Here is a 24431-nt window from a genome sequence, read left to right on the forward strand (position 1 = left end):
TTTGCAGTTCCATACAGGCGCTCGTTCTATATGTCGATGTTCCTGACGGTGTTACTTGCCGTTATATCGCCTATGAGGCCATACCTGATACAGCTAACAGTAGACAAATATATAGCCGGTCAGCTTATGCAGATGCTGATCATTATCACAGCTATCCAGGTATTATTACTGCTGCTGGAAACTGTGATGCGCTTTTACTTCTCCTATCTCACCAACTGGCTCGGACAATCTGTGATAAAAGACCTGCGGGTCACCGTGTATAAGAAGATCGTACATCTTAACCTGGGCTTCTTCGACAAAACAGCGATCGGTACACTCACTACCCGTACTATCAATGATATTGAAGCTATTAATGATGTTTTCTCCGAGGGATTGATTTCCATCATCGCAGACATGCTGATGATCATTGCAATCCTTGTGGTAATGTTTATGGAAGACTGGCGGTTAACGCTGATCAGCCTTTCGCCTTTCCCCATATTGATCATTGCTACTTATATTTTCAAGGAAAGCGTGAACAAGTCTTTCTACCGTGTGAGGAATGCCGTATCGGCCCTGAATGCGTTTGTACAGGAACACCTGACAGGTGTAGCGATTGTACAGGCATTTACCGGTGAAAAACGTGAGTATGCCCGTTTCCGTCAGATTAATAAGGAGCACCGGACTGCTAACATAGACGCCATTTTTGCTTATTCCGTATTCTTTCCTGTAGTGGAAATCATCCTGGCCATTTCTCTTGGTCTGATGGTGTGGTGGGGGGCCAACAAGGTACTGAACTATGAGGTGACCCAGGGGGTAATGATCGCTTTCATTATGTACCTGAACATGCTATTCCGTCCGCTGCGTATGCTGGCTGATAAGTTCAATACACTGCAGATGGGAATGGTAGCCAGTGAGCGTGTGTTCAGGGTCATGGACAGCGATGATCATATTGCCGATACGGGCACTAAAGATGCTGCAGGCATGAAAGGCGCTATTACTTTTGACCATGTTTACTTTGCATATAAAGACGCGGAGTATGTGCTGAAAGATATTGACTTCGCCGCCCGTCCGGGTGAAACCATCGCCATTGTAGGGCATACCGGTTCGGGTAAAACGACTATCATCAGTATCCTGAACCGTTTGTATGAAATACAGAAAGGCCGGATCCTGATTGACGGTACTGATATCAGAGATTATTCATTGTCAGCACTCCGCAGCAAGATAGGAGTGGTATTGCAGGATGTATTCCTGTTTGCCGGCTCTGTATATGAGAATATAACGCTTCGTAATCCCGCTATTACCAGGGAGCAGGTGGAACAGGCCTCCCGGTTAATAGGCATGCATGACTTCATTATGCAACTGCCGGATGGTTATGATTACCAGGTGATGGAACGGGGAAGTACCCTCTCGCTGGGACAGCGGCAGCTCATCTCTTTTGTCCGCGCACTGCTGTATAACCCCTCTATCCTCATCCTGGATGAGGCGACTTCTTCTGTAGATACGGAATCAGAAATGCTGATCCAGCAGGCCATAGATAAGCTGATCTCCGACCGTACCTCTATTATTATCGCACACAGACTGTCTACCATCAGTAAGGCCGATAAGATTATCGTGCTGGATAAAGGTGAGATCAGGGAAATGGGAACTCATGAAGAATTGCTGAAACTGGGTGGATTTTATCAGAAGTTACATAGCATGCAATTCAAGCAGACAGGGGTTATGTGAGCTAGTTTCACTACATTAGAGTAGTGAAATAATTATAATCCCTTCCTATTTTATGAGCTGCTCTAAAAAATCTATTATTGTCTGTGCACTGCTGTCACTTTTTTCGTTTGTTACCTTCGCCGGGGACTATGACAAAGGCTGGGACGCACTGAATAAGAACGACAAACCTCACGCAATTGAGTATTTCAGGAAAGCGCTGAAAAGCGACCCTGCCCGTAAAAGTAATGCCATGGCGGCATTGATACTATTGGAGGCTTACGAAATAAACAGCGCCGGCTTCCTGGACAGGTATCCCAATCCACTGGACGTTTTTACTGACATTAATCCTTACGTGTATGCCCTGTGGTTCAATGATGCCATCCTGGGTGACTATGGTGTGAAAACCGGTAAACAGCGGGCTAACCTGGAACGGGTGCTGACAGATCCCCGTTTTCATGGTTCTCTGAAAGCGGCTGCCAACTATTTTAAAGGCTTTCACTATTTCAGCGGGCAAATGATGGATAGTGCCGCACTGGCCTTTCCAAAGATAGGCGCACTGGAAAGCTGGCAGTTTGTCGGCGCCTTCGATAATATCAGCGGTAGTGGCTTCAACAAAGAATATGGCCCCATAAAGGAGCCTGCCGCCGGCAAAGGCTTCTCTTCCTACAACAACACTACTATCGACTGGTTCAGGCCCTTACTGATAACCCAGCAGGGCTGGGTATTTGTGGGCTCGTTATTTCCGGCCAATACGGCGGTTGGTTATGCACAAACCTTTGTAAATGCGGATGCTGACAAACAGGCCATTCTGTGTCTGGGAGGCAGGGGCTCACTGAAAGTATGGGTAAACGATAAGCTGCTGATTGCGGAAGAAGAGGAACGCGCAACAGAATTGGATCAATACAATGTACAGTGTCACCTCAATAAAGGATATAACCGTATCCTGGTTCAGATAGGATATACCAGTGATGAGATGCCAAACTTTATCGTGCGCCTGGCAGATGAAAAGTATGAAACGCTGAAAGGTATCAGTATCAGTAGCGATGTACAATCATACCAGCCGGATAAGAGTATGGATGCGCCTAAATCGTTGCCTCATTTTGCGGAGACATATTTTAAAGCGCAGATAGCGAAATATCCGCAGGATCCTATCTATCCTATTCTGTTGTCCAAAGTATATACACGTAATAAGGAACGTGATAAGGCGAAAGCCACTATGTACGGATTGTATAAAAAATACCCGGACAATGCCCTGGTGCTTTATCAGTACATGGACTGCATGTCTTACCAATACGACAGGACAGCCCTGGCTGAGCTCACGGAGAAGATCAAACAGATGGATCCTGAGAACTACCAGGTGATGCAGAATAACGAAGATCAGCTGGAGAAAGAGAAGAAGTATTCAGAAGCGATGGATATGATTAACCAGATGGATGCAAAGAACGGTGCTAAGGTATGGTCTGTTGCAAAACGCTTGTACCTGAACGCTTATCTGCAGCGAGTGGACAGCATGGTGTACCTGCTGAAAGAAGCGTATGCAAAATATCCGGAGAATCCACAGTTTGCTGCTGCTATGTCCCAGTATCATGAACAGATGCTGAAAGACCCGGTGGAAGGGCTGAAAGTACTGGAAAAATATCTGGATAAGTACTACGAATATGATATGATGAAAGCGCTGGCAGAGGCTTATTTTCAGCAGAATGATCCTGTAAAGGGTGTTGCTACGCTGAAACGGATTATAGCGTCTGCGCCTTATGATATCAATACCTATGCACCATTGGTATCACATTTCTTTGCCCGTCAGCAATACGATTCCGCCATACATTACCTGGAAATAGAACACAAGATCAGCCCTTATCAGCATCAGGCGCTGGGAGATATTGCAAGTTGCTATCTGCAGATGGGCGATAAGAAAAAAGCACTGGAATATTACAAGCAGGCCTTACAGCTTTATGCGGGCGGCTATACCTACAGGGAAAAGATCCGGGAGCTGGAAAACAAACCGGATGTATTCAGCTATTTTCCTCAGCAGGATTATTACGCTGAGATCAATAAAAACCTGAAAGCAAAGAAAGATACCTCCAAGAGCTATTATTACATCTTCAATGAGAAGAAGGTCGTGCTGTATGCGGAAGGCGCAAGTGAGCAGGTAAATAACATTGCTGTTTATATCAACAATAAAGATGGCCTTGAGCGCTGGAAAGAAGTGAGTATCCCGTATAACAGCATATATCAGGATATGACTATTATCAAAGCGGAGGTAGTAAAGGCAAGTGGTGCAAAAGTACCTGCGGAGACATATGACAATGAAGTGGTGTATACACGCCTGGAACCGGGAGACGTGGTGTACCTGAACTATAAGGTGAGCAACTATGGTATTGGCCGTCTGGGACGTGAATACTGGGACAAGTTTTACTTTTCTACCTTCAGTCCGACACTGATGGCCAGGTACAGCATCCTGGTGGCTGACCAGTTACCGATGTATTATGAGCTGACAAACAGCCAGGGCGTTAAACCAGTTGAAAGCAAACATGAGAATTTCCGTTTGTATACCTGGGAGATGCGTAATATACCTGCATTTAAAGATGAAGGGTATAGTCCCAGCGTCAACGATATAGGACAGGTGTTACATGTGTCCACCGTGAAGTCCTGGGATTTTATTGCGGAGTGGTACAGTGACATCACCCGCATCCAGTCTAAAGAAGACTTTGATGTCAATGCTGCCTACAAGGAAGTGTTCCCGGATGGGGTAGCCGGTTTGAGCGATAATGAAAAAGCACAGCGTATTTACAGTTATATCGAGCAGCATATCAGTTACAGCTCTGTTTCCTTCCGACAGGGGGCTTATGTGCCGCAGCGCGCGTCTAAAACACTGAATACCCGCCTGGGAGATTGTAAGGACCTGTCCGCCCTGTTTGTATCCTTTGCGCGTAAGGCAGGGATGGACGCCAACCTGGTGCTGGTGAGTACCCGTGGCAATGGTCAGCAGGGCATGCGTTTACCGTCTATGGAGTTCAATCACTGTATAGTGCGATATAAAGACGGGAATAGTTACCGTAGCCTGGAACTGACTGATAATCATCTGCCTTTCAATGCAATGCCGCAAAGCCTGGTAGGCGCACAGGTATTGAATATTCCTTATGAATACAAGACAGGGGAGATGATCCGGTTGTTTGAGCCTGCCGGGCACTTTGATGTCACCAAAAACAGGAAGAGCAGGATCCTGGTGGACAATACCGACCTGCATATTAATACGATCCTGACGGCCAATGGGGAAGTTGCCTCAGGACTGCGTAGCAATTATGGGGACAAGGCGCAGGATGAGCTGAAGAAGGATCTGCAGGAGTCGGTGTCTGGTCAATTCAGGAACCCGGTTACCCTGGAGAAGTTCTCTTTCAGCAACCTGGATAACCTGAAAGACACCGTGATCATGGATGCAACCTATACGGTAAAGAATGATGTGATCAGTGTGGGCGATCTGAATATGGTGAAACCACCATTACTTGATATAGTAGCGACTGCTGATATCTTTAATAATGAACCCCGTCAATATCCGTTTGAGTACTGGAGATATGAGAACGTGGACCATTATAATACAGAAGTGGAGATCGAGTTGCCTGTAGGGAAAGCATTCGACCAGGTACCGGGTAATGTGCAGGCCAGCTTCGGAGATATGAAATATGAGTTGATATATGTGAAGACGGCGCCTAATAAGCTGTTAATCAAGCGTATATTTCAGACAAATATCCGTGACAACATAAAACCGGATGCCTTCCCGAAAATGAAGGATTTCTTCAATCTGATTGTAGCTGCTGAGCAGAAATATGTTTCATTTAAGTAAATAATTCAATATGTTATGAAGGGGAGGGACCGTATTTTACGGTCCCTCTTTAGTTGTACATATTTTTTGTAGTCGCTTACCTTTTTGATAATAAAACTGCTATCTTTGCGCAAAATTTCAGAAAGCGGTGATTTCCTACAATCTGTCCAAATATAGACTGGTAGCCCTTATTGTTGCACTTAGCATAAGCGGTTTTAGTACGTTTGCGAATACTTCTGAACCTCATGAAGAGGAGAAGAAGGGTTTTGATGCCAAAGAAGTGCTTCTTGGTCACGTAAAGGACGCACATGACTGGCATCTGTTCAGCCTGGGAGAAACACATGTTACTCTTCCGCTGCCTGTTATCATTTACAGCAAGGATAAAGGAATTTCCACCTTTTCATCTTCCGCTTTTCATCATGGCCATGAGTCTCACGATGGTTATCGCCTGGTAAACAAGCATTACCGTGAGGAAAAAGGCCTGGAAGAGGCTAAATACCCTGATGGGAGAATCATTGCGGTAGACGCCAACGATAATCCTACCGGTGCGGAGATCTACGATCTGTCCATCACCAAGAACATTACTTCTATGATCCTGGCGGCTATCCTGCTGATCTGGCTGATGACCAGCGTAGCGAAAGCTTATACCACCAGAGGCGCCAAGAAAGCGCCCAAAGGCATGCAAAGTCTCCTGGAGCCGGTGATTATCTTCATCCGTGACGAAGTGGTAAAACCAAACATCCCGGGTTTGAGCGCTGAGCGTTATACGCCATTCATTCTGACTATCTTCTTCTTTATATTGATCAACAACCTGTTAGGATTGTTGCCAGGTTCAGCTAACGTTACCGGTAACATTGCGGTTACTTTCGCCCTGGCCCTGATCAGCTTTATAGCTACGATTGTCAGTGCAAACAGACATTTCTGGGGGCACATTCTGAATCCTCCTGTACCAGGATGGGTAAAACCGATACTGGTGCCGGTAGAGATCATTGGTATCTTCACGAAGCCAGTTTCCCTGATGATACGACTGTTCGCCAACATTCTGGCTGGTCACATCATTATCCTGAGCATTATCTCCCTGGTATTTATCTTCGGTTCTCTGAACAAAGCGGCAGGATACGGTTTCTTACCGATCACTGTACTGTTCAACATCGTAATGATGATGTTGGAGCTGCTGGTTGCCTTTATCCAGGCGTTCATCTTTGCTAACCTGACAGCAGTGTTCATCGGCCAGGGTATGGAAGTACCTCATCATGATCACCATGACGGCGGTAAGCACCATTAATAATTATTATAGGACAAATTAGTAATCAAATATAAATACACATTCATTATGGCAATTTTAACTGTTTTATTGCAGGCTGCTCCTGAAGCTGCTGCAGCTGCTGCTGCTTCAGCAGGTCTGGCTAAGGCTGGTGGTGCTATTGGTGCTGGTATCGCTGCTATCGCAGCTGGTATCGGTGTAGGTAACATCGGTAAAAGCGCGCTGGAGTCCATCGCTCGTCAGCCAGAAGCTGCAAACGACATCCGTGCAAACATGATCCTGGCTGCGGCGCTGGTAGAGGGTGTTGCCCTGTTCGGCGTTATCGCTGGTCTGTTGGCAGTAGTGCTGTAAGGCTAAACTTTTTACTGCATCCGGCGCACAGGGCAAGGGATGCAGTAATGTTTTACTAAGATGTGTATCCGGATTGCTTATCAATTAACTTGCGAACCAAATAAATATTCATAATCATGGATCTGTTACAGCCAGCGTTAGGCTTGTTTATCATTTCATTACTCATATTCATTATTGTATTCCTCATCCTCAAGAAATTCGCGTGGAAACCAATCCTTTCTACGCTGAAAGAAAGAGAAACTTCTATTTCTGACGCTATCGCATCTGCAGAAAGAGTGAAGGATGAAATGGCGCAGATGAAAGCTGAACATGAGCATGTACTGGCAGAAGCGAAAGCTGAGAGAAGCAAGATTCTGAAGGAGGCAAAAGATGCTAAAGATCAGATCCTCAGCGAGGCGAAAGCACAGGCGCAACTGGAAGCTAAAAAGATCATCAGCGAGGCTTATACGGCTATCGACAACCAGAAAATGGCTGCTCTGACAGACGTTAAGAATCAGGTAGGTAAACTGGTGATAGAGGTAGCAGAGAAGGTGTTACGTAAAGAACTGTCTGACAAGGCAGCTCAGGAAGGTTACATCAAAGAACTGGCTGGAGAAATCAAATTAAACTAAAGAGATAGGCTGGCAAGCCGGAAGCTACAGGAGATAGATGACAGCATTGTCTTTCCTCTGTAGCTTTCCCCTTGAAAAGCCAAAAGATATATAAATATGCAGAATCCCCGTTTAGCATCCCGGTATGCAAAATCTCTGGTAGATCTGGCCTCTGAAAAAGGGCAGCTGGAAGCGGTAAATGCCGACATGCTGTTCATGCAGCAACTGTCTAAAACCAATCCAGACGTTGTTGTGCTGCTGAGAAGCCCTATTGTTAAGCCTGACAAGAAACAGCAGATCCTCGCTGCCATCTTTGAAGGCCGGATAAATGCCATCACCGCTGCTTTCGTGAGGCTGCTGGTAGTAAAGGGAAGGGAAAGCAACCTGCCGGAAATTGCGCAGGAGTTCGGCAAACAGTATGATATTCTGAAAAACATCAGCAAAGTGAAGATCACTACGGCCGTTCCGCTGGACGCATCTATACTGGAGCTGATTAAAACTAAAGTACAGTCCGGAACAGATATGCAGGTAAAGCTGGAAACAGCCGTGAATGCTGACCTGATCGGTGGCTTTGTACTGGAAACAAATAACAATCTGTTTGATGCTTCCATACTGCGCGATCTGAATGATATCAGAAAACAGTTTGCAGAGAACATTTACGTACCTGCAATCAAATAAAACAATTCACAGCAGCCGCTGCGTACACGCAAAGCTGTTGTCGTTATATTTAATCATTTTAACGACCTTTTATAAAAAGCATACATTATGGTGGAGATAAAACCTGATGAAATTTCGGCGATATTACGCCAGCAACTAAGCAACTTCAATGCTGCTGCCGACCTGGAAGAGGTGGGTACTGTATTGCAGGTGGGAGACGGTATCGCTCGTATATATGGATTGAACAACGTTGGTTATGGAGAACTGGTGGAGTTTGAAAACGGGGTAAAAGCCATCGCTCTGAACCTGGAAGAAGACAACGTGGGTGTGGTATTGATGGGTGAATCCGGAGAGATCAAAGAAGGTTATAAAGTACGCCGTACCGGTCAGATCGCTTCCATCAAAGTTGGTGAAGGCATGGTTGGCCGTGTTGTAAATACACTGGGTGCTCCCATCGATGGTAAAGGCCCTATCGCTGGTGAACTGTATGAAATGCCACTGGAACGTAAAGCTCCGGGCGTTCTGTTCCGTGAACCAGTAAAAGAACCACTGCAGACCGGTATCAAGGCTATCGATGCCATGATCCCTATCGGCCGTGGTCAGCGTGAGCTGGTGATCGGTGACCGTCAGACCGGTAAAACCGCTATCTGTATCGACACCATCATCAACCAGAAAGAATTCTTCGACGCTGGTAAAACAGTTTATTGTATCTACGTAGCAGTAGGTCAGAAGGCGTCTACTATTGCAGGTGTAATGAAAACCCTGCAGGAAGCCGGCGCTATGGCTTACACTACCATCGTTGCAGCTTCTGCTGCCGATCCTGCTCCTCTGCAGTTCTACGCTCCGTTCGCCGGTGCGGCTATCGGTGAATTCTTCCGTGACACCGGCCGTCCTGCCCTGATCATCTATGATGATCTGTCCAAACAGGCCGTTGCTTACCGTGAAGTATCCCTGCTGTTACGTCGTCCTCCTGGCCGTGAGGCTTATCCTGGTGACGTATTCTACCTGCACTCCCGCTTACTGGAACGTGCTGCGAAAGTGATCAGCAAGGATGAAATCGCTAAACAGATGAACGACCTGCCTGAATCTATCAGACACCTGGTAAAAGGTGGTGGTTCCCTGACTGCGCTGCCTATCATTGAAACACAGGCTGGTGACGTATCTGCATACATCCCAACCAACGTGATCTCCATTACCGATGGTCAGATCTTCCTGGAATCCAACCTGTTCAATGCTGGTATCCGTCCTGCTATCAACGTGGGTATCTCTGTAAGCCGCGTAGGTGGTAACGCTCAGATCAAATCCATGAAGAAAGTAGCAGGTACCCTGAAACTGGACCAGGCGCAATACCGTGAAATGGAAGCGTTCTCTAAATTCGGTGGTGACCTGGATGCTGCTACCAAAGTAGTTCTGGACAAGGGTGCCCGTAACGTGGAAATCCTGAAACAGGCTCAGTTTGCTCCATACTCCGTGGAAAAACAGGTTGCAATGATCTACCTGGGTACCAACGGTTTACTGCGTGAAGTACCTGTAAAGAATGTGAAAGCATTCGAAGAGGCCTTCCTGCATGAAATGGAAGTGCGCCTGCCAGAAGTATTGGGTGAGTTCAAGAAGGGTAACCTGCCTGAAGACGGCCTCAAACGTATGGTAACTCTGGTAAACGAACTGAAACCAAGATTCGCTTAATCAGCATACATCTTTTTATCTAGCTCACCGGTTTCGCCGGTGAGCTTTTTTTATTCCCTACCTTTACATTCGATTCCTGCCGACAAATCCCCTGTTTTTACCGACAATCTTCCCTGTTTTTACCTTTTATGGATTGAAAAGGGACGAGTGTACGAGTAGTTTTGTTCTGTTAAATATCAAATCCCCCATGAAACAACTCAACCTAATTCTGGTTACACTATTCTTACCGGTCTGCATGATGGCACAGCAGCGCATTACCGGAAAGATCACCGATGGCAAAAAACGTCCTTTACAAGGGGTGAATATTGCTGTAAAAGACACCTACGATGGGGCTACCACTGCCGCCGATGGCAGTTTCTCCTTTACTACCGATGCGAAAGGCGTTCAGTACATTACCGCCACCCTGCTGGGATATACCGCACAGGAACAGAAGGTGTTCATTAACGGGGCACTGGAAGTGAATATGATCATGCGTAATAATGTCAATGATCTGAAAGTGGTGACCATCACCGCCGGCAGTTTTGAAGCCAGTGACGAGGGAAAGACCACCGTGCTGAAACCGCTGGATATTGTGACCACCGCAGGTGCAGGTGCTGATATCGTCAACGCATTGAAAACATTACCAGGTACGCAGCAGACAAACGACAGGGAAGGGCTGTTCGTACGTGGAGGTACCGGTTACGAAACACAGACTTATATAGACGGAATGATGGTGCGTAATCCTTTTTACTCCGGCCTTCCCGATCAACCCGGCCGTGGCCGTTTCTCACCTTTCCTGTTCAAGGGTACGACCTTCAGCAGCGGTGGATATTCCGCCCAGTATGGTCAGGGGCTGTCTTCTGCGTTGATCCTGGAATCGACAGATCTGCCTCAGCGTTCTTCTTATTCCCTGGGTGCTTCTGTCATCGGAGTAAGCGGTGGGCTGGAAGAACTGTCTAAAGATAAAAAGGGTTCTTATGGTCTCGAAGCCGATTATACCAACCTGGGGCCTTACCTGGGCGTACTGAAACCTAAGTTCAGGTTCAGTGCGGACCCTGAGATAATGGGGGCTTCTGCTAATTTCCGCAGGAAGACCTCAAAAACCGGTATGCTGAAATTCTATGGATATGGTAACAAGACCCATATGGGCACTATCCGTCCAAGTCTGGAACATCCCGGTTATGAAGAGCAGTTTGAACTGAGGAACCATAACATTTATACCAACCTGACATACAAAGAAAGCCTGGGCAATGACTGGAAGTTCAATGCGGGATTATCCTACAGCGTGAACGTTGATAAAATAGACCTGGACACACTGAATAAAAGCACACCGGCAAAAGTGAAGAACCAGTCAGAACTGGCGCAGGTGAAAGCTATGCTGACAAAAGGACTGGGACAATATTCCCTGCTGCGTTTTGGTGGAGAATACCAGTATGGTGTGGAGAAGTCAGCCTTCAATAACTGGCCTGCAAATTATGTAGACAATTATGCTGCGGGATTCGTGGAAGGTGATATCTATGTTACGCCGAGATTAGTAGGCCGTTTCGGAGGCAGGGTGGAATACTCTTCTATACTTGATAAAGCTAATGTAGCGCCTCGTGTGTCATTGGCTTATAAACTGACAGGTTTAAGCCAGGTATCTTTCGCTTACGGCGACTTTTACCAGAAACCGGAACAGCAATACCTTCGCTTCAAACCTGATATGGGTTATATGAAGGCCACGCATTATATCGCAACTTATCAGTGGGTGGCCAAGCACTATACATTGAGGGTGGAAGCTTTTTACAAGAAATATCATGACCTGGTTAAAACCAGCCCTGATACGACTACTTCCGGAACGGGATATGCAAAAGGTATCGAGTTGTTCTGGCGCGACCGTAAAACGATCAGAAACACCGATTACTGGATCTCTTATTCCTACCTGGATACAAAGCGTAATTATCTGAATTATCCTTTCCAGGTACAGCCCGATTTCGCAGCGAAGCATACTTTCAGCGTAGTGTATAAGTATAATATCTCTGCTATCTCCACCAACTTAGGTATTACATACAGCTTCGCAACCGGAAGACCGTATTACAATCCTAATTTGCCGGAAAGTAAGTTCATGTCAGAGAAAACGATGACTTACAATTCCATCGGATTAAGCGCCAGCTACCTGACATCCATCCGTAAGGCGTTTACCATATTTGTGCTGTCAGTATCCAATGCTCCGAACTTCAAACAGGTATATGGTTACCGTTACTCTTCGGATAAATTGCGTAGAGAAGAGGTCGTGCCTAATATTCCCCGGTTCATTTACCTCGGTATGTTCATGAACTTCGGAATAGACAGAAGGCAGGATGTGATCAATAATCTATAGCCCATTCTAGAACCATTTTTATAAAACCACAATTAACACTTAAACACTTTTACAATGAAGCGTATTTTGTTTTCCATTTGTCTGTTCGTTGGCCTTGCATCAGTATCTATGGCACAGAGTGCTCAATACGAGGACGTTATGACAAAAAATGTTGCGTTGCTGGACGACGCCACGAACTTTAACCCCGACAAATTACTCGAAATCGGTAACACTTTTGAACGTATCGCTGCAGCTGAAAAAACACAATGGTTGCCATTTTACTATGCAAGTTATTGCTACGTAATGAGTGCATTCATGCAGCGGGATAATGACAAGGTAGATGACCTGGCTGATAAGGCAGCAGTGAATATTGAGCAGGCAGAAGCCATCAGTCCTAAAAATGATGAGATCAATTGTATCAAGTCATTGGTAGCTACTTCCCGCATCCGTGTAGACCCACCTACCAGAGGTATGAAGTATGGTATGGAATCAGCCGATTTATTAGTACAGGCCAGCCAGATTAACCAGGAGAATCCAAGAGTGTATATGCTACAGGGACAATCCCTGTTCTATACACCAGAACAATTCGGAGGCAGCAAGACCGAAGCAAAAAAGAAATTTGAGATTGCACTACAGAAGTTTAGCACGTTTAAACCAGCCAGCAGTATTGCACCTCATTGGGGAGAAGCATATACAAAAGGGCTGTTGGCACAGATAAAATAACAGACCGGAAATCAGACATCATGAGCCAGGAATGTAACGTGGGAATATCTCTCCGTTAATTCCTGGCTTTTTACTGTTAGTTCGGCCCGCCCTGCAATACGATATCAGTTATTCGGACTATCTTTAATCAGACGCGTTAACAAATTAACCCTGTCATCTGTTAACCTTGAAAAGTAAATTCCAATGAAAACTGGTGGTGTGAACAAGCTGAGCGTGGCATCCACTTCTGCACTGGTACTGACCTATGTCAAAAGTTTGTATGAAGAAGGATTGGGAAGAGAATATCTTGCCCATATTGATTTTAGTCAGGTAAAGAATCTGGCCGATGAATTGAGCCGTATTACTCCCTTATTCCGCGAAGCATTATTACTAAGAAAAAGAATGATCAGGTACCTGATCAAACAATTGATGATTCAGCATCCCCGGCAGCAGGTGTGTATACTGGCCGCTGGCCTGGACCCTCTTGCCCTGCAGCTGACAGAATATTTCCCTGAGCAGCAACTTGCCAGTATCTATGAAGTAGATAGCGCCAATATGCGGGAAAAGCAGGAGATATATGCAGCGATCTCCTTCCATGATGAAAGATTACACACATTACAGGCTGATATCAATAATACTCATCAGTTGATGAGTACATTGATTGAAGCGGGGTATGATCCGCAACAACCGGCGCTGATCATATTTGAGGGCATTATACATTACATTTCTGAAGAACAGTTCCTGAGCATTATGCGGAACTTCTGTTCAAGAACGAAAACGAATGCCGTGATCATGGATTATATGGTTCATGCAGAAGGATTGCCGCAAGGTTCGTCAACTAAGGCCGAAGAAATGCTGGATACAATGGAGAGTTATATAGGTAGCCGTTTGCAGCAATTCAGCCGTAAAAAGATACAAAATCTGCTTTCGCTGCTGGATGCCGACCAGCTGGATATCTATGATATGCAGGCCTCGGAATATCAGCTCAACGGTCAGAATAAGATCTATCGCGGCGAGCGGAAAGGCTTACTGGAAATTATTTCCTTTCATATCTGAATCTGATTGTAAAAAGAAAGGGAGTGCTGTATGAACGGCACTCCCTTCTTTTTATAATTTATATAAGTTAAGCTAACTTTTCTGAAACCAGCTCTATTTTCTTCAGCGGATTGGCGGTATTCTCCGCATATGTTTCTCTTTTCTCCAGGATGTCCAGGCAGGTGAAGATGGCCTGACGGAAAGAATCGGCGTCTGCCATGTTCTTACCAGCAATGTCAAATGCAGTACCGTGGTCTGGAGAGGTGCGTACGATAGGCAGGCCGGCCGTATAGTTGATACCGCTGCCGGTAGCCAGTGATTTGAATGGGATCAGGCCCTGGTCGTGGTACATGGCCAGCACACCGTCGAACTGACTGTGCATATCGCGGGCAAAAAAGGCGTCGGCACTGTAAGGGCCGAAAGCGAGAATACCATTGTTTTTCGCGTGCTGGATAGCGGGAATGATCTCCGTGATCTCTTCCTGTCCTATCAGGCCGTCGTCTCCCGCATGAGGATTCAGGCCCAGTACAGCAATACGGGGCTTGTCAATCCCGAAATCCTTGATCAGGCTTTCCTTCATCATCTGCAGCTTGGCCAGTATGTTTTCCTTTGTTACGTATTTGGAGATCTCTGCTACCGGCACGTGTTCGGTGAGCAGGCCCACCCGCATATTTTCAGCCGTCATGAACATGAGCACATCTTTCGCTTCGAAAGCGTCCCGTAGGTATGGAGTATGGCCGGTGTAATTGAATTGTTCGCTCTGGATATTCTTTTTGTGGATAGGAGCGGTGATCAGGCCCTGGATAGTGCCTTCTTTCAGGCATTCAATGGCGGCTGCGAGGGAGCGGGCTGCATATTTACCGCCCACTTCATTCAGAACGCCAGGGGTAATCTGTACCTCTTCTTCCCAGCAATTGAAGACATTCACCTGTTTATGGTTCAGACGGGTGAAGTCTTTCAGGCTCTGGTAATTGAAGTTGTTCTCATTCATCAGCTTCCTGTAGAAGTTGATGGTTTTATTGGAAGCAAATATCACCGGGGTGCAAAACTCCAGCATCCTGTTGTCTGCAAAGGTTTTGATGATGATCTCTGCGCCGATGCTGTTGATATCGCCGACAGTAATGCCGATTACCGGTTTATTTGTATGGGTGTTGCTACTCATGTTTATTTGAGAATAATGGGCAAATATAAGAATAATAGCCGGGAAGCTGTACAGGGAGCCTCCCGGTATCTTGCAGCATTGCGCTAAGTTTTCCTTAATTTTGCAGGCTAACCATGTATACACTCAAAAAATCGCTGGGACAGCATTTCCTGAAGGATGAGAACATCTGCAGGAAGATTGTGGACTCCTTACCTGTAATTCCTGGTCAGCAGATAGTGGAAGTAGGCCCCGGAGCGGGCGCCATTACCAAATATCTGCTGGAAATACCTGATGTGCATTTTAAGGCTGTAGAGCTGGATGCTGAAAAGGTTCAGTACCTTGAAAAGACGTATCCTGCCATACAGGGAAAGATCATACATGAAAGCATCCTGGATACGCCAGCGCCTTATGAAGGCCAGTTTACAGTGATAGGTAATTTCCCCTATAATATTTCCTCCCAGATCATGTTCCGTATCCTTGAATGGAAGCAGCAGGTGCCAATGGTAGTGGGCATGTTCCAGAAAGAAGTGGCGCAGCGTATTGCGGCTACGAAAGGAAAGGAATACGGGATATTGAGCGTACTGATCCAGGCTTACTATAAGGTGGAGTACCTGTTTGAGGTGCATGAAAACTGTTTCAATCCTCCCCCCAAGGTAAAGTCGGCAGTGATCAGGCTGCACAGGCTGGAGCAGCCATATGATATTGCCAGCGACCGTAAGTTCTTTGTATTGGTAAAAACGGCTTTCGGCCAGCGTCGTAAACAGTTGCGCAATCCGTTAAAACCGTTATTCGATAAAGAATATCTTCAGGACAGTATTTTTAATAAAAGGGCAGAAGAGCTGAGCATAGCAGATTTTGCAGCATTATCCCATAAGATGATATGAGCAGGAAAGTATTGATCACCGCAAAGGTGCACGATTATTTAATCAACAAACTGGAAGAAAAAGGATATGAAGTAAGCTACCGGCCTTCCATCGCGTATGATGAGGTAGTGGCAGCGATCCCTGAATTTATGGGAATGATCGTAACCACAAGGATAAAGGTAGATAAAGGGCTAATAGACCGCGCCGGCCAGCTGCAATGGATCGGTAGGCTGGGAAGTGGTATGGAGCTGATTGACGTGCCTTATGCAGAGAGCAAGGGCATTCATTGCGCCAGCAGCCCTGAGGGGAATTGTGATGCAGTAGGAGAGCAGGCATTGGGCATGTTACTGAGCCTGATGAATAATATTCAGAAAAGCAACCTGGAGCTCAGGCAGGGCATCTGGGAACGGGATGGTAACCGTGGTTCTGAGCTGAACGGAAGGACAGTAGGCATCATTGGGTATGGTAATACCGGAGGCGCCTTTGCCCGCAAATTAAGGGGTTTTGACGTGGAGATCCTGGCATATGATAAATACAAGACCGGTTTTAGTGACAAATATGTGCAGGAGGCAACGATGGACCAGCTGTTTGAAAGAGCAGATGTAGTAAGCGTACACCTGCCGCTCACTGCAGAAACGCATCACCTGGTGAATACAGCTTTTCTTCAGGCTTTTAAGAAACCTATATGGTTCATTAATGCTGCCAGAGGAAAGATTGTAAACACAGATGATATCGTTAGCGCGCTCGAGGCAGGAACCATAAGCGGAGCCTGTCTGGATGTGCTGGAAAACGAAAAATTGTCTACTTACAGTCAGGCAGAAAAAGAACGGTTCGAAAAGCTTTTACATATGCCCAATGTGATCATAACTCCACATATCGCCGGTTATTCCCATGAGGCCAGTGTAAAAATGGCGAGGATCGTACTGGAAAAGTTGCATGTGATCTGATCGCTATTTTACATTTCAGCCTCTTCTATTATAAATACTGTAAATATGACAATATTTATTGGGGGTATTTCAACAAGGTGATGTAAAAAATATTATATTTGCGGTATACCAATCTTACAACGCTTCTGTGCAAACGGGGGCGTTGATTTTTTTTCTTTATTCTAAAACATAACGTTATGTCTGGTATAAACTACGTTACCAAAGAGACCCTGGACCAGATGCGGGAAGAGCTCAACTACCTCAAGACTAAAGGTCGGGCGGAGATTGCCAGAGCCATTGCAGAAGCGCGGGAAAAAGGTGACCTCAAAGAAAATGCTGAGTATGATGCAGCCAAGGAAGCGCAGGGAATGCACGAAGCAAGACTTGCCTCACTGGAGAGTGCGATTGCAACCGCAAGAGTAGTGGAAGCTGATTCCATTGATACCTCTAAAGTATCCATATTGTGTAAAGTAACTATTACAAATATGGCTAATAAGAAGACAGTTACCTATCAGCTGGTTTCCGAGAAGGAAGCTGATCTGAAACTGAACAAAATCTCTGTGACTTCTCCTATCGGGAAAGGCCTGTTAGGCAAGGCCGTAGGCGAGATCGCAGATGTACAGGCCCCGAATGGTAGTATGAAGTTTAAGGTTGAGAATATTACAGTATAAAGGTATAAGATCATTATAATCAGAAGCCCGCCTTTGTTCAACAGGGGCGGGCTTTTTTTTTATACCTTTATGTCCATTAAAAATGAGGACCATGACTGTTTTTACAAAGATCATCAAAGGAGAGATCCCCAGTTATAAGATAGCCGAAAATGAAAGCTTCTATGCCTTCCTGGATATTTTCCCTTTAGTGAAAGGCCATACCCTGATCGTACCTAAAGTAGAGATAGACAAGTTTTTTGATGTGACGGATGATCTGTTGGGAGAGTGGTTATTGTTTGCAAAGCCTATTGCAGAGTCCTTAGAGCGTCATTTCCCCTGCAATCGTGTAGGTGTAAGCGTTGTCGGCTTAGAGGTACCACATGCGCATATGCATCTGATACCTATCAATACGGCGGATGACATGAACTTTTCACGTCCCAAGCTGAAGTTGTCGGAAGAAGAATTCAAGGCAATACAGCAGCAGATTACAGCTGACCTGGGACGTTGAATCGGAAACCTACTCCATGGAGGGTTTCCAGTTTGATGGAGGGGTCTGACCGGAAATGTTTTCTGAGCTTGGTAATGAATACGTCCATGCTGCGGCCAAGGAAATAGTCATCTTTGCCCCATACGTGAAATAATATTTCCTCCCTTTTCAGGGTCTTATTGGCATTATCGCAGAGATATTTCAGAAGGTCGGCCTCTTTTTGGGTAAGAGTGCTGGAAACTTCTCCGTTCTTTTCACGGAGTATGAGGTCATTATAGTCAAAGGTCAGTTTACCAATACTATATTGGGTACGCTTTTCCGCTGAGCTGTTAGCAGTTTTACTCCTTTTCAGGAATACTTCAATGCGCAGCAGGAGTTCCTGCATACTAAAAGGCTTGGTAATATAGTCGTCTGCGCCGGTTTTGAAGCCCTTGATCTTATCCTCATCCAGCGCTTTCGAGGTCAGAAAGAGTATGGGAATGAAGTCATTTTTTCTACGGATCTGTTCTGCCAGTGTAAAGCCATCTTTTTTTGGCATAACAACATCCAGTAAACATATGTCAAAGGTCCGTGACTGGAACTGTTCCCAGGCCATTTGTCCGTCTGTGCTATGTACCACATCGTAGCCCGCTTCTTCTAATCGTTTCTTTGTTACCGCACCAACATTTTGATCATCTTCCACCAATAGGATTCTTGCTTTCATAGCTTGTGATGCTGATTATAAATACCATAATTCATGGTGTAAAGCCCCAATTACCGTCTGGGAGCGTTTATGAAGATTTTAATTCAAAGTAAATACAATTTATCAACTTCTGGAAAAACGTCAGCCTTAAACCTGGAATTATCTGTCATGCAATGATTATTCTGCTATTCTTTCGGGGTTCTGTTGAAGGAACTGTTCCCAGCCCTTGGCTTTGCGTGTATCCGGTAAGACGCTGGACTCCTGGAAGAAATGACACACCGCAACAGCGAGAGCATCTGTAGCATCCAGAAATTCAGGTCGCTCTTTGAAATGTAGTATTCTTTGTAACATCTGCCAAATCTGCTCTTTGTCTGCGTTACCATTGCCGGTAACGGACTGTTTTACTTTTTTGGGAGAGTACTCGGTGACAGGCACTCCTGCCTGCATTGCAGTGGCAATAGCTACGCCTTGAGCACGGCCCAGCTTTAACATACTTTGCACATTCTTACCAAAGAAGGGGGCTTCAATTGCGCAGGAATTCGGTTTGTGCACTCGTATCAATTCATTTACACGGGCGTGTATCAGTTGTAGCCTTTCGTAGTGGTCTTTATGACGGGACAGCTTCAGCACATCCATTTCCAGCAGGCTGGCTTTAGATCCTTCCACCAATATCAGTCCGTAACCCATCACAAGTGTACCGGGGTCAATGCCCAGAATTATTTTTGACTTGTTTGCCAACCACAGTTTATTTTTGCCAAAATCTTGATGTCTGAACAAAAATACCAAAATAATTCTCAATTACCTGCTGGGAGCAGTGCTTTTTACCTGGTTAGCCTATTCTATCTATACACAATTGCTACATCGTCCTAATCTGAAGGCATCTTTGTGGCAAATGTTAAATACCCTGGAAACCAGGGGTGGCGTGGCTTTGCTGGTGGTGGTGGCTGGCATGTTCCTGAACTGGGGCCTGGAAGCCCGTAAATGGCAGTTGCTGGTCAAGCCGTTACAACATATATCCTTCCCACGGGCGTTCAGCGCGGTGCTCTCGGGGGTGTCCTTTTCCATTAATACCCCTAACCGTATCGGAGAGTACGGCGGTAGAGTACTGTACCTCAGGAATAACAGAAGTAAGCTGAAAGCTATTGCCGCCACTATGGTAGGTAGCTTTAGCCAGCTTATCGTCACTATTATCTTTGGGTTAACTGGCCTGTGCTACTACATCAACAAATTCCCGCTGGTAAAGGGAAACGGCTATTTTGCCCCCCATTTTTGGGAGAAAATCCTGTTAGGATTGCTAATAGTTATTTGCGCCTTGGTCATATTGTTATATTTTCGGTTGCAGATCATCCTGGCGATATTTGAAAAGATCCCATTGTTGAGAAAAGCCCGGGTATTTGTCCAGATCATTGTTCGTTACTCAGCCGGCGACCTTGAGCATCTACTGCTGCTTTCCGCCATTAGATACATTGTCTTCTCGGCACAGTATTTGATTTTGCTTGACACATTGGGCGTGGAGATGATTTGGTGGCAAGGTTTTTTGATGAATGCTGTTGTTTATCTTGTAATGGCCCTGGTACCTACTATCGCTATTGCGGAACTTGGACTCAGAGGAAAAGTCAGCCTGTACTTTATGGGATTACTGAGTGCCAATGGTCCCGGAATTATCGCAGCCACTGTATGCATCTGGTTTATCAACCTGGTTTTGCCAGCCATTCTGGGAAGTGTGTTGTTGCTGGGAATAAAGATTTTTAAGGAAAAATAGCTTTCATCAATGAGGTGTCTTCTACTGATTATCATTAGTCTGGCCGCTATCCGCCCCGCAATTGCACAGAACGAATTCTGCGGAATTACCAATACCAGCTTCAGAGCCGGGGAAAGTATCACATTCAAAGTTTATTATAACCTCGGTAAGCTCTTTATTGGCGCCGGCGAAGCTGTGTTTAACTGCCAGCTGGAAAAATTAAACGGAAAAGACGTCTATCACGTAACAGGTGATGGTAAAACGTTCCGTACCTATGACTGGTTCTTCAAAGTAAGGGATAAGTACGAAAGTTATATTGATACTACCACGCTGTTGCCTCAACGCTTCATCAGGAACGTAGATGAAGGTGGCTATAAGATATATGCCAACGTTACCTTCGATCACACGCATAATACCGCTATCAGTGACAAATCTACCATTAAAACCCCCACCTGTGTGCAGGATGTGATCAGTGCTATCTATTATGCAAGGAATATCAATTTCGATAAATATAAACCAGGAGACAAAATCCCCTTTGACATGTATCTGGATGATAAGATCTACAATATCTATATCCGTTATATAGGCAAAGAGACTGTTGAAACCAAGTTTGGCAAGTTCCGCGCTATCAAGTTCGCGCCATTGCTTATTCAGGGGACCATGTTCGAGGGAGGCGAAAAAATGACAGTATGGGTAAGTGATGACGCCAACAAAGTACCCCTGCGTGTTGACAGTCCTATCTCTGTTGGCAGCATAAAGGTCGATATGGTGGCTTATAAGAACCTGCGTTATAACTTTACTTCCCTGATCAGTAAATAACCCAGGGACAGACACCTTCATACCCCTTTTTACCTAATTTTAACTTTCTGTATGCAAGGGCCTGGCATTGGCACACTGTAATAATACCTATATTTGTTTGCACATTAATACTTTATTGAATATGGAAGAACGTAAACCAAAAATATTGCTGGCGGAAGACGATACCAACCTGGGGATGGTATTGAAGAATTATCTTGAACTGAATGACTATGATGTAGAGCTGTGTCGCGACGGTATACTTGCATTGGCTGCTTTCAGACGCGAGAAATTTGATATCTGCCTGCTGGACATCATGATGCCCAATATGGATGGTTTTAAGCTGGCAGAGGAGATCCGTGATGTGGATCCTGACATCCCGCTGTTCTTCCTATCGGCCAAAACAATGAAGGAAGATGTGATCCATGGTTATAAACTGGGAGCTGATGACTATATCGCCAAACCTTTTGACAGCGAATTGTTGTTGCTGAAAATAAAGGCCATCCTGAAACGTAACCAGGAGCTCAACAATAAAGAGGAGGAACAGCATGAATTCAGGATCGGACGTTATGCGTTCAACGCCCGCCTGCGTACCCTGACAAGGGACGGCGATTCTCATACACTGTCTCCTAAAGAGAACGAATTGCTGCGTATGCTGTGCGAGCATAAGAATGACCTGCTGCCAAGAGAACTGGCGCTGAAGAAGATCTGGGGCAGTGATACCTATTTCAATGGACGCAGCATGGACGTTTATATCGCAAAACTCCGTAAATACCTGAAAGAAGATCCGGATATCGAGATTGTCAATATCCATGGTAACGGCTTCCGCCTGGTAGTAAAGGACTGATCATATTAAGATAGTTATTGGGAGAGCTCCCGGTGAAGAGACCTGACCGTTTTGGCCTCCGCCTGGAGCTTTCTGTTTGTGGCAAATCATATCAGAGATGTATGAAACTTTTACTTATTGAAGATGAACCATCAGTAGTATCGTTCATACACCGTTATCTTACAGAAGCGGGGTACGACGTAAGCGTGGCGATGGACGGCCATTCTGGTCTGCAGATGGCCACTGAACATAGTTTTCAGCTGATCATCCTGGATGTGATGTTGCCCGGTATGAACGGAATAGCCATTTGTAAAGCACTGCGCAAACAGAACGATGCAACTCCCATCCTGATGCTTACAGCCCTGGGTTCTACCGAGAACGTAGTGGCCGGTCTGGACAGCGGCGCTGATGACTATCTTGTTAAGCCTTTCAAACAGGCAGAGTTACTGGCGCGCATACGCTCCTTGTTGCGCCGTAATCCTGATAGTGTTGCTAATACCACGACTAACGTTAATCATAATGCCAATGTGCTGAAGGTAGCCGATCTTGAACTGGATCTGAATACTAAAAGCGCCAGCCGTTACGGCGAAAACATTGTGCTGACCGCTACTGAATACAGACTACTGGAATATATGATGAGAAACCCCCGCCGTGTGCTTTCCAGGATGGAAATACTGGAAAATGTATGGGGTATTGATTTTAATATGAACACCAAAGTAGTGGACGTTTATGTTAATTATCTGCGGAAGAAAGTAAACCGTAAAGAGCAGCCTGCCCTGATCCAGACCGTAGTGGGAATGGGATATATGCTGAAAGAAGAAGAATGACCATACGTAATAAGATATTAGGTTTATTCATAGCGCTCACCGTCTCCATTATCCTGATGATGGCGGCTTTCGCTTATTTTCTAGTCAGTCGCCAGTCTTTCGATGACTTCTATAAACGGCTGGAGATACGGGCATATATTGCCGCCAGGGCCAGGCTGACGCAGGATAAAGACAATAGTGCTGCTTATGCCGAGATCCGGAACGAGCACCTGGAACGTCTTCCGCACGAAAAAGAATATTTCATAAGAATAGATACCACCGCCAGTCCTGCTCCGGCTCCCAGTCTTAAGCCTTTGCGTCAAAATTTCTATGATAGGGTAAAGACAGAAGGGAAGGCTACTTACCGCTACAGAGATACTTTTTACCAGGGCGTATTGTTCGAGAATGAAGCCGGTAAATATATCGTGATCGTTTCAGCCAGTAATGTATATGGTCAGCAGTTTATGACCGAACTGAGAAGGACCCTTATAATCTGCATGGCCATTGCCGCCGTAGTAGTAGTAACTGCAGGGCTTTTCTTTTCCCGCTATATCCTGCAGCCCGTTCGCCAGATCACTTCCCGCGTAAAAGACATCCGGGCGCATAACCTGCACCTGCGGCTGGACACACCTACCAGCAAAGATGAAATGACGGAACTGGCCCAGACTTTCAACAACATGCTGGACCGCCTGGAAACGGCTTTTGAAACACAGAACAACTTTGTAAGTAATGCTTCTCATGAGCTGGGCACTCCGCTGACAGCCATCATCGGAGAGGCTGAACTGGCCCTGAATAAACAACGCAATGACGAACAGTACCGGCAATCATTATCAGTAATACTGAAAGAAGCAGAAAGACTGGAGCATATTACCAAAAGTCTGCTAAGCCTTGCCCAGACAGGTTTTGATGGAAAGAGACAACAGCTGGAGAAGATACGAACAGATGAACTGATCTTTACCGTAAAGGAAACAATAGACCGTATCAACCCGGCAAACAAGGTAGCGATCGATTATACCATGCTGCCGGAAGAAGAAGATAAACTCGTCATATTGGGGAATGCGCAGCTCCTGCAACTGGCATTAAGTAACATTGTTCAGAATGCCTGTAAATACTCTGATAATCGCCCTGCATCTGTAGCACTGGCGGCTACAGACAAGAACAATATCATTATTATCAAAGACAATGGTATAGGTATTCCCGTCCAGGATATGCCTTTTATTTACGATCCTTTTTACCGTGCTTCCAATACCGGCGGATATAAGGGCTATGGTATCGGTCTGCCGCTGGCGCGTAATATTATCCGTCTGCATGGCGGCAATATCATCGTCAATAGTAAAGAGAACCAGGGAACCGAGATCCGGATTATATTGCCAACATATATGCGCTCGTAGTAATATTCCATTCTTACC

Annotated in this window: 22 protein-coding genes; 19 read left to right on the plus strand and 3 right to left on the minus strand. The window is 45.6% G+C overall.

The features are described 5' to 3' along the window. Positions 1–30: 30 nt before the first annotated feature. From F3I09_RS28140 to F3I09_RS28185, 10 genes are all read left to right on the plus strand, one after another. Positions 31–1704, plus strand: coding sequence for an ABC transporter ATP-binding protein (locus tag F3I09_RS28140; protein WP_223233416.1), 1674 nt, complete (start codon positions 31–33; stop codon positions 1702–1704). A gap of 52 nt (positions 1705–1756) precedes the next feature. Beyond that, positions 1757–5524 carry a DUF3857 domain-containing protein gene (locus F3I09_RS28145; protein WP_149698394.1) on the plus strand — a complete coding sequence of 1256 codons (3768 nt, stop codon included), beginning with the start codon at positions 1757–1759 and terminating at the stop codon, positions 5522–5524. Between the two features lie 127 nt (positions 5525–5651). Next, positions 5652–6788: a F0F1 ATP synthase subunit A gene (gene atpB, locus F3I09_RS28150; protein WP_149698395.1), complete on the plus strand. Its 1137-nt coding sequence runs from the start codon at positions 5652–5654 to the stop codon at positions 6786–6788. Between the two features lie 48 nt (positions 6789–6836). Next, positions 6837–7118, plus strand: a complete 282-nt coding sequence (atpE, locus tag F3I09_RS28155) for an ATP synthase F0 subunit C (protein WP_012788904.1) — start codon at positions 6837–6839, stop codon at positions 7116–7118. 116 nt (positions 7119–7234) lie between these two features. Continuing rightward, positions 7235–7729: a F0F1 ATP synthase subunit B gene (gene atpF / locus F3I09_RS28160; protein ID WP_149698396.1), complete on the plus strand. Its 495-nt coding sequence runs from the start codon at positions 7235–7237 to the stop codon at positions 7727–7729. Between the two features lie 96 nt (positions 7730–7825). Beyond that, positions 7826–8386, plus strand: coding sequence for an ATP synthase F1 subunit delta (gene atpH, locus F3I09_RS28165; protein ID WP_149698397.1), 561 nt, complete (start codon positions 7826–7828; stop codon positions 8384–8386). 87 nt (positions 8387–8473) lie between these two features. Beyond that, positions 8474–10051 (plus strand): F0F1 ATP synthase subunit alpha, encoded by a 1578-nt coding sequence (atpA, locus tag F3I09_RS28170; protein ID WP_149698398.1) that lies wholly within the window; start codon positions 8474–8476, stop codon positions 10049–10051. A gap of 187 nt (positions 10052–10238) precedes the next feature. After that, on the plus strand, positions 10239–12389 hold the full coding sequence (locus F3I09_RS28175; RefSeq protein WP_149698399.1) for a carboxypeptidase-like regulatory domain-containing protein: 2151 nt from the start codon (positions 10239–10241) through the stop codon (positions 12387–12389). A gap of 138 nt (positions 12390–12527) precedes the next feature. After that, positions 12528–13091 (plus strand): hypothetical protein, encoded by a 564-nt coding sequence (locus F3I09_RS28180; RefSeq protein ID WP_149698400.1) that lies wholly within the window; start codon positions 12528–12530, stop codon positions 13089–13091. A 183-nt stretch (positions 13092–13274) separates the two neighbouring features. Beyond that, a complete protein-coding gene (locus F3I09_RS28185; RefSeq protein ID WP_149698401.1) occupies positions 13275–14126 on the plus strand; it encodes a class I SAM-dependent methyltransferase in 852 nt (283 codons plus the stop codon). A 67-nt stretch (positions 14127–14193) separates the two neighbouring features. Here F3I09_RS28185 and pdxA read toward each other — a convergent pair whose 3' ends face one another. Continuing rightward, positions 14194–15267, minus strand: coding sequence for a 4-hydroxythreonine-4-phosphate dehydrogenase PdxA (gene pdxA, locus F3I09_RS28190; protein WP_149698402.1), 1074 nt, complete (start codon positions 15265–15267; stop codon positions 14194–14196). A gap of 113 nt (positions 15268–15380) precedes the next feature. Here pdxA and rsmA point away from each other — a divergent pair, with 113 nt between their 5' ends. The 4 genes from rsmA to F3I09_RS28210 all read left to right on the plus strand — a co-directional run bounded on the left by rsmA (position 15381) and on the right by F3I09_RS28210 (position 18193). Then, on the plus strand, positions 15381–16130 hold the full coding sequence (rsmA, locus tag F3I09_RS28195; protein WP_149698403.1) for a 16S rRNA (adenine(1518)-N(6)/adenine(1519)-N(6))-dimethyltransferase RsmA: 750 nt from the start codon (positions 15381–15383) through the stop codon (positions 16128–16130). Further along, a complete protein-coding gene (locus F3I09_RS28200; RefSeq protein WP_149698404.1) occupies positions 16127–17056 on the plus strand; it encodes an NAD(P)-dependent oxidoreductase in 930 nt (309 codons plus the stop codon). Before rsmA ends, F3I09_RS28200 begins: the two co-directional genes overlap by 4 nt. A 176-nt stretch (positions 17057–17232) precedes the next feature. Next, entirely contained in the window at positions 17233–17706 is a 474-nt protein-coding gene (gene greA / locus F3I09_RS28205; RefSeq protein WP_149698405.1) for a transcription elongation factor GreA, read from the plus strand. A 91-nt stretch (positions 17707–17797) separates the two neighbouring features. Further along, the gene (locus F3I09_RS28210; RefSeq protein ID WP_149698406.1) at positions 17798–18193 is read left to right on the plus strand and encodes an HIT family protein; all 396 of its coding nucleotides are present in this window, start codon (positions 17798–17800) and stop codon (positions 18191–18193) included. Here the strand turns inward: F3I09_RS28210 and F3I09_RS28215 are convergent. Beyond that, complete coding sequence (locus F3I09_RS28215; RefSeq protein WP_149698407.1) at positions 18171–18875, minus strand: response regulator transcription factor; 705 nt, start codon at positions 18873–18875, stop codon at positions 18171–18173. The two genes, F3I09_RS28210 and F3I09_RS28215, sit on opposite strands and share 23 nt — an antisense overlap. 156 nt (positions 18876–19031) lie before the next feature. Then, entirely contained in the window at positions 19032–19592 is a 561-nt protein-coding gene (ruvC, locus tag F3I09_RS28220; RefSeq protein ID WP_223233417.1) for a crossover junction endodeoxyribonuclease RuvC, read from the minus strand. A gap of 64 nt (positions 19593–19656) precedes the next feature. Here ruvC and F3I09_RS28225 point away from each other — a divergent pair, with 64 nt between their 5' ends. The 5 genes from F3I09_RS28225 (at position 19657) to F3I09_RS28245 (ending at position 24413) form a co-directional block, all read left to right on the plus strand. Continuing rightward, positions 19657–20616: a lysylphosphatidylglycerol synthase domain-containing protein gene (locus F3I09_RS28225; protein ID WP_223233427.1), complete on the plus strand. Its 960-nt coding sequence runs from the start codon at positions 19657–19659 to the stop codon at positions 20614–20616. Positions 20617–20625: 9 nt separating this feature from the next. After that, positions 20626–21414 carry a DUF3108 domain-containing protein gene (locus tag F3I09_RS28230; RefSeq protein ID WP_149698410.1) on the plus strand — a complete coding sequence of 263 codons (789 nt, stop codon included), beginning with the start codon at positions 20626–20628 and terminating at the stop codon, positions 21412–21414. A gap of 121 nt (positions 21415–21535) precedes the next feature. Beyond that, positions 21536–22237, plus strand: coding sequence for a response regulator transcription factor (locus F3I09_RS28235; RefSeq protein ID WP_149698411.1), 702 nt, complete (start codon positions 21536–21538; stop codon positions 22235–22237). Between the two features lie 101 nt (positions 22238–22338). Then, positions 22339–23043, plus strand: a complete 705-nt coding sequence (locus tag F3I09_RS28240) for a response regulator transcription factor (RefSeq protein ID WP_149698412.1) — start codon at positions 22339–22341, stop codon at positions 23041–23043. Next, on the plus strand, positions 23040–24413 hold the full coding sequence (locus tag F3I09_RS28245; RefSeq protein WP_149698413.1) for an ATP-binding protein: 1374 nt from the start codon (positions 23040–23042) through the stop codon (positions 24411–24413). Before F3I09_RS28240 ends, F3I09_RS28245 begins: the two co-directional genes overlap by 4 nt. The last annotated feature ends 18 nt before the right edge of the window (positions 24414–24431 follow it).

The sequence above is a fragment of the Chitinophaga sp. CF418 genome (assembly GCF_900142925.1).
GTDB lineage: Bacteria > Bacteroidota > Bacteroidia > Chitinophagales > Chitinophagaceae > Chitinophaga.